Source organism: Rhodococcus sp. NBC_00294 (assembly GCF_036163995.1).
Lineage (GTDB): Bacteria > Actinomycetota > Actinomycetes > Mycobacteriales > Mycobacteriaceae > Rhodococcoides.
On record NZ_CP108043.1, the window covers coordinates 3,353,526 to 3,362,500 of the forward strand.

Here is an 8,975-nt window from a genome sequence, read left to right on the forward strand (position 1 = left end):
CAACTACCACATCATTCACATCAGTCACACCAGCACATCTCTCTCAGGCGGTCGCGGACTCCCGTTCCGCCGTCGCGGTGCGCAACAGTTCCTCGGCATGTGCCCGGCCGGTCTCGGTGTCGTCGAGCCCGGCGAGCATGCGCGCGAGTTCCACGACACGCTCGGAATCCGTCAAAGTGCGCACACCACTGTTGGGGCCGCCACGTTTTCCGTCGGTCTTGTTCACCACCAGGTGCGTGTCGGCGAACGCCGCGACCTGCGGGAGGTGCGTCACGACGATGACCTGATGCGTCCTGGCCAGGCGTGCCAGCCGCTTGCCGATCTCCACGGCGGCGCGACCACCCACGCCGGCATCGACCTCGTCGAAGACCATGGTCGCTCCGGCATCCGATCGCGCGAGGACCACCTCGAGCGCCAACATCACGCGGGAGAGCTCACCGCCGGACGCGCTCTTGTTGAGCGGCAGCGACTGCGCACCGCTGTGCGCGGACAGACGGAACTCGATCTCGTCGGTGCCGGTCGACCCGGCGTGCAGCGCGGTTCCGTCGACGGACAGCGCCGACCGATCGTCCGCACCCGCAGCGCGGGGGCGCACCTCGACGTCCAGCTTGGCCTTGCCCATCGCCAGGCCGGCGAGTTCGGCGCTGACCGCCTTGGACAGTTTCGCCGCAGCCTTCACCCGCGCGGCCGACAGCTTGCGTGCGACCTCGGCGGTCGCTGCACCGGTGGTGGAGACGCGCTCGGTCAGCGCTGCCACGGCGTCGGCGGAGACGTCCAGTCCCGTCAGGCGGGTTCGTGCGTCCTCCGCCCACGCGAGCACTCCGTCCACGTCGGCGGCGTACTTGCGAGTCAGACTCTTGAGCTCCGCTTGACGCGAGAGCAGCGTGTCCAGTGACTCCGGATCGGCGGGCAGATCCTCGAGGTACGAGGTGAGCTCGGCTCCGACGTCGGTCACCACCGCGATAGCCTCGGCGAGACGTGGGCCGACGGCCGAGAGAATCTCGTCGTCGGTCGAGGCGAGTCGATCGCGGGCCTCGCCCAACAGCGCCATGACGGACACGTCGCCGGGGTCGTCGCCACCGGTGAGCGCCGTGTGCGCGGCGGACGCCGCATCGCGGAGCGAGTCGAGATCGCTGAGCCGCCGGACGGTCGCCGCGATGTCGGTGTCCTCGTGCGGTGCCGGTGCGACCGCGTCGATCTCGTTCAGGGCGAACGTGAGCTGGTCCGCCTCGCGCGCGAGTTCGCGAGCCTTCTCCGTCCGCTCCCGCAGTTCGGTCACCGCAGCGACCCACTGCGAGCGGCGAGTGCGGTACGTCTCGAGCAGCGGCCCGATGGCGTCCGCAGCGAAGCGGTCCAGAGCGGCCAACTGCTGATCGCTGCGTTGCAGACGCAGTTGATCGTTCTGTCCGTGCACCGTGAGCAACGATCCGGTGAACTCCGACAGGACGCCTGCGGGCACACTGCGGCCGCCGAGATGAGCACGTGATCGGCCGTCGCTGCCGACCGTCCGGAGGGCGATGATGCTGTCGTCCTCGTCGCGCCGACCGCCGGTGGACTCGAGCAACTGCTCCACGTCGCCGCGGACCTGGTCGGTGACGTGGTCGGTGGTGAAACGACCCTCGACCACCGCGCGGTCGGCGCCGACACGGACACGCCCGGCGTCGGCGCGCGCGCCGGAGAGCAGATGCAGGCTGGTGACGACCATCGTCTTGCCGGCACCGGTCTCACCGGTGAGCACCGTCAGACCCTCCGAGAACGACGCCGTCGCCTCGGCGATGACTCCCAGGCCGTCGATACGAATTTCGGACAACACGTCGGTTACGTCACCCTCCCCCGCCAGCCGGTGACCGGCAAGGCGAACTTGTGTACGAGTCGATCGGCGAACGGCGCGGAGTCGAGCCGGATCCACTTGATCGGCTCACATCCTCGCACCACCTCGACGCGAGCACCGGCGGGCAGGCGCAGGGTGCGCCTGCCGTCGCAGAAGACCACCGCGTCGTGTCCACCGTCGAAGGTCTCGATGGCGATGTGTGACTCGGGACTGGTCACCAGCGGCCGCGCGAACAGCGCGTGGGCGTTACTGGGGATGACGAGGATCGCCTCGAGCTCCGGCCACACGACCGGACCACCGGCCGAGAACGCATAGGCGGTGGACCCGGTGGGGGTCGACAGCAGAACACCGTCGCACCCGAACGAGGACACCGGACGGTCGTCCACCTCGAGCACCACCTCGAGCACCCCGAGCCGCGACCCGTTCTCGATACTGGCCTCGTTCAGCGCCCACCCACGTTCGATGATCTCGCCGTCGACGTGCACGGTGATGTCCAGCGTCATCCGCGGTTCGATGCGGTACTCGCGGCGCACCACGATGGCCAGGGTCTCCTCGAGATCGTCGGCCTCCGCCTCGGCGAGGAATCCGATGCGTCCCAGGTTCACGCCGAGCACCGGGATGGACGCCACCCGCGCGAGTTCCGCAGCGCGCAGGAAGGTTCCGTCGCCGCCGAGGACCAGGACGAGCTCGCAGCCCACCGCCGCCGACGGACCGAACTCCACGACGGAGACGTCGGACTGCGGTGTGGAGAGCGCGTCGATCCCCGACGTCGACTCCAACCGCGACGTGTCGTGCTCGTCGACGAGCACGCGCAGGGCGATCCCGTGATCGTGGAACACCTTCGCCGCGCGCAGAGCCGTCTGCTCGATGTCCGGGCGACCCGGATGCGCGACGAGCAGGATGGTGCGCTCGGGCACGGTCGACTCGCTCACTGAGGCCCCTTCTCCACGGCGTCGGACACCAGTTGCTCGACGGACGTCGACTGGGCTGTGCTGGGATCGTCGTCCGGACCCGGAACGGTGAGCCACAGGAAGTACTCGACGTTGCCGGACGGACCGGGCAGTGGGCTCGGCTCCACACCGGACGTGACCAGGCCCAGGTCGGCCGCGGCGCGCGCGACTCCCAGCACCGCATCTGCGCGCAGGGCGGGATCGCGGACCACTCCCCCTGCACCGACGCGATCCTTGCCGACCTCGAACTGGGGCTTGACCATCGGGAGGATGCTGGCACCCGGACGGGCACACGCGGCGAACGCCGGGAGTACGAGAGCCAACGAGATGAAGGACAGGTCGGCGACCACGAGGTCGACCGGCCCGCCGATGGCCTCGGCATCGATGCCGCGGACGTTCGTACGGTCGAGGACTCGCACCCGCTCGTCGGTCCGTAGCCGCCACACCAACTGTCCGTAGCCGACGTCGACCGCCACGACCTCGCGTGCACCCTTGGACAACAGCACGTCGGTGAACCCACCGGTGGACGCACCCGCGTCGAGACACCGCGCGCCCTCCACCGTGACACCGCGTGGCTCGAAGGCGGCGAGCGCGCCCAGTAGCTTGTGTGCACCTCGAGAGGCCCACGACACCTCGTCGGAGACCTCGGTGACCCGTAGCGCCGTGCCGGGCTCGACCGCGGTGGCGGGCTTCGTGGCCACGGTGCCGGCGATCAGCACTCGACCGTCCGAGATGAGTTCCGAGGCGTGATCCCGAGAGCGGGCCAGACCGCGGCGGACGAGTTCGGCGTCCACCCGAGCGCGACGAGCCATGTCAGTTCTTGTCCACGGACGCGAGCGCGTCGACGAGTAGCTCGTGCGCGCGGTCGAGGATGCGGGCCTGCCGCGTCAGCGTGACCAGGCCGTGCGGGTCGTCCGTACCCTCGCCGAACGGCGCCGACGCCGCAACGTCCGCCTCGGCGACCAGCGCGTCGACAGCCGAGACGACGGCGTCGGGATCGACGGACGTGCCCTCGACATCGGAGTGCGACGGCAAGTGCTGACCGGGGCGGGGAACGGGCGTGCTCATCGCGGACAACGCTAGCCGATACCCCCGACGACGTCGGTCGGCGGTGGTGACCGTCAGTGTCAGGCGGTCCACCGCGCGACGACATCCGCAGCCGCACCGGACGCGCCCTCGACGGTGTCGAAGCCGCCGAGCGCCCAGACCGCGGGGAGAACCTCGCGCAGTGCCTCGATCCAGAGGTCGCCGTCGGCGTCGACGTCGCCCGTGGTCTCGACTCGCAACACGGAACCGGACAGCGACACCGACCAGGTGTCGGAAGGCTCGAAGGGAACGAGAGACGCGGCCGGCTCCTCGAGCAGAGCCGACAGGGACGACGCGAGGTACGTGGGGCGCTCGTGTGGCACGGCAGTGAGCACGTCGTGCACGGTGCTCACTCCGGTGAGCACGAGGAGTGACGGCACACCCACCTCGTTGGCACCCGCGATGTCCGTGTCCAGACGGTCACCCACCACCAGCGGCGTGGTCGACCCGCTGCGCTCGAGCGCGTCCTTCATGAGAGGTGCCTCGGGCTTGCCCGCCACGATCGGGGAGGCCCCCGTCGCTGCGGCGACCGCCGCGACCATGGCACCGTTTCCCGGCCCGAGACCGCGAGGCGTCGGCAGGCTGGTGTCGGCATTCGTGGCCACCCAGCGTGCGCCGGCACGGACCGCGTAGGTCGCCTCGGCGATGTTCGCCCACCCCGTCTCGGGGGAATGTCCCTGGACGACCGCGGCCGGAGTGGGGTCCGCTGTACGAACCGGCACCAGGCCGGCGGCGGACACCTCTGCCTCGAGGGCCTCGGTTCCGACGACCAGCACGGACGCACCTGCGGGCAGGAGACCAGCGAGAAGCCGCCCCGCCGCCTGGGAACTCGTCACCACCGACTCGTCGGGCGCACGGAAACCGAGATCGCGTAGGTGCTCGGCCACCTGAGCGGGAGACCGACTGGCGTTGTTGGTGACGTAGCAGAGCTGAGAGGAGCACTCGCGGAGAATGTCGACGGCACCGTCGATCGGATCGGGACCCCGGTACAGCGTCCCGTCGAGATCGAGCAGCAGGGCGTCGTGAGCGTCGGTCAGACGGGTCACTGACCGGTCAGTTCGTCGACTCGGTCCTCGGCGTCCGTCTCACCCTCGACGTCGGCGGCGGCGGCACGGAGGAACCACTGCACCCCGTCGTCCGCTCGACCGGCGGCCACGAGAGCGTCGGCGTAGGCGTAGTACAGCCGCGCTGCAGCCGACCCCGTGCGATCTCCCTCGAGATCCGGAGTCTGCAGCGTCACCACCGCCTGGTCGTACTGCCCCATGTCCATGCGGGCACCCGCGACGACGATGCGCAGTTCGGACGCATCGTCACCCGTCAGCTGGCGAGCCTCGTCGCTGCGTCCGAGCTCGATGGCGCGCTCCGGCCGACCGAGGCCCCGCTCACAATCAGCCATGACGGACAGCAGGCCTGGCCCACCGGCCATACGGCGGGCGGCGCGGAGCTCGGACAGAGCCTCCGCCCACTCTCCTGCGTGATACGCGGCGATGCCGGCCGTCTCTCGGACCACGGCGATGCGGCCGGCACGCTGCCGCGCCGCTCGCGCGTGCAGCAGTGCTGCGGCGGGATCGTCTCCGATCAGCTGACTGACCATGACCATGTGTCGTGCAACAGCTTCCGCGTTGCTCTTGTCGAGGCTCAACAGGTCTCGACGGACCCCGGGTTCGAGATCTTTCGCGTCGACGTCGTCCGGCAGATCGGGCTCGACCGGACGTGGAGCGCGAGAATCAGGTCCTCGCCCACCGCCCGCGCGCGGACCCGCGCTCCCTTCACCGCCGCGACGACGGGGAGCTGCACCCTGTCCTCGAGTGCGGTCGGGTGCCTGGCCCCTGCCGGAACCCTGCCGACGGTCGCCGGACGTCGATCGATCCCCGGAGCGCCCACGGTCGCCGGTGTGGCGACGTTCGTCCTGGCTCCCGGAACGGTCACCGGAGCGAGGGGCCGATGATCGGAACGACCCGCGGTCCCCCGCGCTGTCGCGGCGAGGTGCCCGGTTGTCGCGCGCGGGCGGCCGGCGGTCCGAATCGGACGTACGACCTTCCGATGACGGCTCTTCCGGCACGGTGGTTCCTTTCGATCGATCGGCGACCGAGCTCTCCCGCTCGTCACCGGTGGTGTCATCATGCCGCACTCACGATCGGAGTGCAGAAACACGAAAGGGGACCCATGTGAATGGGTCCCCTTTCGGAACGGGTTGTTCGGCGGTGTCCTACTCTCCCACACCCTGTCGGGTGCAGTACCATCGGCGCTGGAGGGCTTAGCTTCCGGGTTCGGAATGGGTCCGGGCGTTTCCCCTCCGCTATGGCCACCGAAACTCTGTGAAACAACAGAGCACGAGGCACACACTGCCCCGTCACATCAGGCCCCGGTGGTGGGGTCGTCGGTGACGGTTCGGTGGTGCGGGTTTCAGTTATCTGCTGACCAACTCGTGTGTTGTCTCAGATACTGCACAGTGGACGCGTAGCTTCTTTGTGGTAAGTCCTCGGCCTATTAGTACCAGTCACCTGCACCCATTGCTGGGCTTCCAGTTCTGGCCTATCAACCCGGTGGTCTGCCGGGGGCCTTACCCCCTCGAGGGGGTGAGAAACCTCATCTTGGAACAGGCTTCCCGCTTAGATGCTTTCAGCGGTTATCCCTTCCGAACGTAGCTAACCAGCGGTGCTCCTGGTGGAACAACTGGCACACCAGAGGTTCGTCCGTCCCGGTCCTCTCGTACTAGGGACAGCCTTCCTCAAGTTTCTGACGCGCGCGGCGGATAGAGACCGAACTGTCTCACGACGTTCTAAACCCAGCTCGCGTGCCGCTTTAATGGGCGAACAGCCCAACCCTTGGGACCTACTCCAGCCCCAGGATGCGACGAGCCGACATCGAGGTGCCAAACCATCCCGTCGATATGGACTCTTGGGGAAGATCAGCCTGTTATCCCCGGGGTACCTTTTATCCGTTGAGCGACACCGCTTCCACTTGCCGGTGCCGGATCACTAGTCCCGACTTTCGTCCCTGCTCGACTTGTCAGTCTCACAGTCAAGCTCCCTTGTGCACTTGCACTCGACACCTGATTGCCAACCAGGCTGAGGGAACCTTTGGGCGCCTCCGTTACATTTTGGGAGGCAACCGCCCCAGTTAAACTACCCACCAGGCACTGTCCCTGAACCAGATCATGGTCCGAGGTTGAGGTATCCAATACGATCAGAGTGGTATTTCAACAACGACTCCACACACACTGGCGTGCATGCTTCACAGTCTCCCACCTATCCTACACAAACCGAACCGAACACCAATACCAAGCTGTAGTGAAGGTCCCGGGGTCTTTTCGTCCTGCCGCGCGTAACGAGCATCTTTACTCGTAATGCAATTTCGCCGAGTCTATGGTTGAGACAGCTGAGAAGTCGTTACGCCATTCGTGCAGGTCGGAACTTACCCGACAAGGAATTTCGCTACCTTAGGATGGTTATAGTTACCACCGCCGTTTACTGGGGCTTAAATTCTCAGCTTCGCTCCCGAAGGAACTAACCGGTCCTCTTAACCTTCCAGCACCGGGCAGGCGTCAGTCCGTATACATCGTCTTACGACTTCGCACGGACCTGTGTTTTTAGTAAACAGTCGCTTCTCACTGGTCTCTGCGACCCACACCAGCTCAGGAAGCAAGTTCCATCACCAGCAGGGGTCCCCCTTCTCCCGAAGTTACGGGGGCATTTTGCCGAGTTCCTTAACCATAGTTATCTCGATCGCCTTGGTATTCTCTACCTGATCACCTGTGTCGGTTTGGGGTACGGGCCGTGTACCAGCTCGCTAGAGGCTTTTCTCGGCAGCATAGGATCACTGAATTCGCCTCATTCGGCTATGCATCACCTCTCAGGCTGTGTGAGACCCGGATTTGCCTAGGTCTCGCCCTACAGGCTTACACCAGTGTTACCACTGACTGGCTCAGCTACCTTCCTGCGTCACCCCATCGCTTGACTACTACCAGGAAAGGTCCCGTGCATCACCACACCCGGCACCCGAAGGTGCTCCTGGCGGCTCTGGACGGTTAGTACTCCTGATTCATCATGGGCGCGGATACACGGGTACGGGAATATCAACCCGTTGTCCATCGACTACGCCTGTCGGCCTCGCCTTAGGTCCCGACTCACCCTGGGCGGATTAACCTGGCCCAGGAACCCTTGATCATTCGGCGGACGAGTTTCTCACTCGTCTTTCGCTACTCATGCCTGCATTCTCACTCGCGTGGCCTCCACACCTGGATCACTCCGGCGCTTCCCTGGCCACACGACGCTCCCCTACCCACCCACACACCTGCCGGAACCCTCGCAAGGGAACCGGGGGCTGTTGTGTGAGTGCCGCGGCTTCGGCGGTGTACTTGAGCCCCGCTACATTGTCGGCGCAAAATCACTTGACCAGTGAGCTATTACGCACTCTTTCAAGGGTGGCTGCTTCTAAGCCAACCTCCTGGTTGTCTTCGCGACTTCACATCCTTTTCCACTTAGTACACGCTTGGGGGCCTTAGCCGGCGATCTGGGCTGTTTCCCTCTCGACTACGAACCTTATCGCCCGCAGTCTCACTGCCGCGCTCTCACATCCTGGCATTCGGAGTTTGGCTGATTTCGATAAGCTTGTGGGCCCTCTAGACCATCCAGTAGCTCTACCTCCAGGATGAAACACGCGACGCTGCACCTAAATGCATTTCGGGGAGAACCAGCTATCACGGAGTTTGATTGGCCTTTCACCCCTACCCACAACTCATCCCCTCAGTTTTCAACCTAAGTGGGTTCGGGCCTCCACGACGTCTTACCGTCGCTTCACCCTGGCCATGGGTAGATCACTCCGCTTCGGGTCTAGAGCATGCGACTGTGTCGCCCTATTCGGACTCGCTTTCGCTACGGCTACCCCACACGGGTTAACCTCGCCACATACCACTAACTCGCAGGCTCATTCTTCAAAAGGCACGCCATCACCCCCAGTGACAAGTCACTCGAAGGCTCTGACGGATTGTAAGCGCACGGTTTCAGGTACTATTTCACTCCCCTCCCGGGGTACTTTTCACCTTTCCCTCACGGTACTAGTCCGCTATCGGTCACCAGGGAGTATTCAGGCTTATCGGGTGGTCC

General features: G+C 65.6%; 6 protein-coding genes and 2 rRNA genes (1 of these 8 only partly in view). All 8 read right to left on the reverse strand.

Annotated features, from left to right (window positions below; translation table 11 throughout):
- Nucleotides 1-43: 43 nt before the first annotated feature.
- On the reverse strand, nucleotides 44-1,813 hold the full coding sequence (recN, locus tag OHB23_RS15670; protein WP_027505466.1) for a DNA repair protein RecN: 1,770 nt from the start codon (nucleotides 1,811-1,813) through the stop codon (nucleotides 44-46).
- A gap of 5 nt (nucleotides 1,814-1,818) precedes the next feature.
- Nucleotides 1,819-2,763 (reverse strand): NAD kinase, encoded by a 945-nt coding sequence (locus OHB23_RS15675; RefSeq protein ID WP_027505467.1) that lies wholly within the window; start codon nucleotides 2,761-2,763, stop codon nucleotides 1,819-1,821.
- Nucleotides 2,760-3,593, reverse strand: coding sequence for a TlyA family RNA methyltransferase (locus OHB23_RS15680; RefSeq protein ID WP_056444390.1), 834 nt, complete (start codon nucleotides 3,591-3,593; stop codon nucleotides 2,760-2,762). Before OHB23_RS15680 ends, OHB23_RS15675 begins: the two co-directional genes overlap by 4 nt.
- A gap of 1 nt (nucleotide 3,594) precedes the next feature.
- Nucleotides 3,595-3,849, reverse strand: coding sequence for a hypothetical protein (locus OHB23_RS15685; RefSeq protein WP_328809862.1), 255 nt, complete (start codon nucleotides 3,847-3,849; stop codon nucleotides 3,595-3,597).
- Nucleotides 3,850-3,908: 59 nt separating this feature from the next.
- Nucleotides 3,909-4,913 carry an HAD-IIA family hydrolase gene (locus tag OHB23_RS15690; protein ID WP_328809863.1) on the reverse strand — a complete coding sequence of 335 codons (1,005 nt, stop codon included), beginning with the start codon at nucleotides 4,911-4,913 and terminating at the stop codon, nucleotides 3,909-3,911.
- Complete coding sequence (locus tag OHB23_RS15695) at nucleotides 4,910-5,929, reverse strand: hypothetical protein (RefSeq protein ID WP_442972989.1); 1,020 nt, start codon at nucleotides 5,927-5,929, stop codon at nucleotides 4,910-4,912. Before OHB23_RS15695 ends, OHB23_RS15690 begins: the two co-directional genes overlap by 4 nt.
- Nucleotides 5,930-6,063: 134 nt before the next feature.
- Nucleotides 6,064-6,180: ribosomal RNA gene (gene rrf, locus OHB23_RS15700) — 5S ribosomal RNA — on the reverse strand.
- Between the two features lie 157 nt (nucleotides 6,181-6,337).
- Nucleotides 6,338-8,975 (reverse strand): 23S ribosomal RNA (locus tag OHB23_RS15705) (it continues 497 nt past the right edge of the window).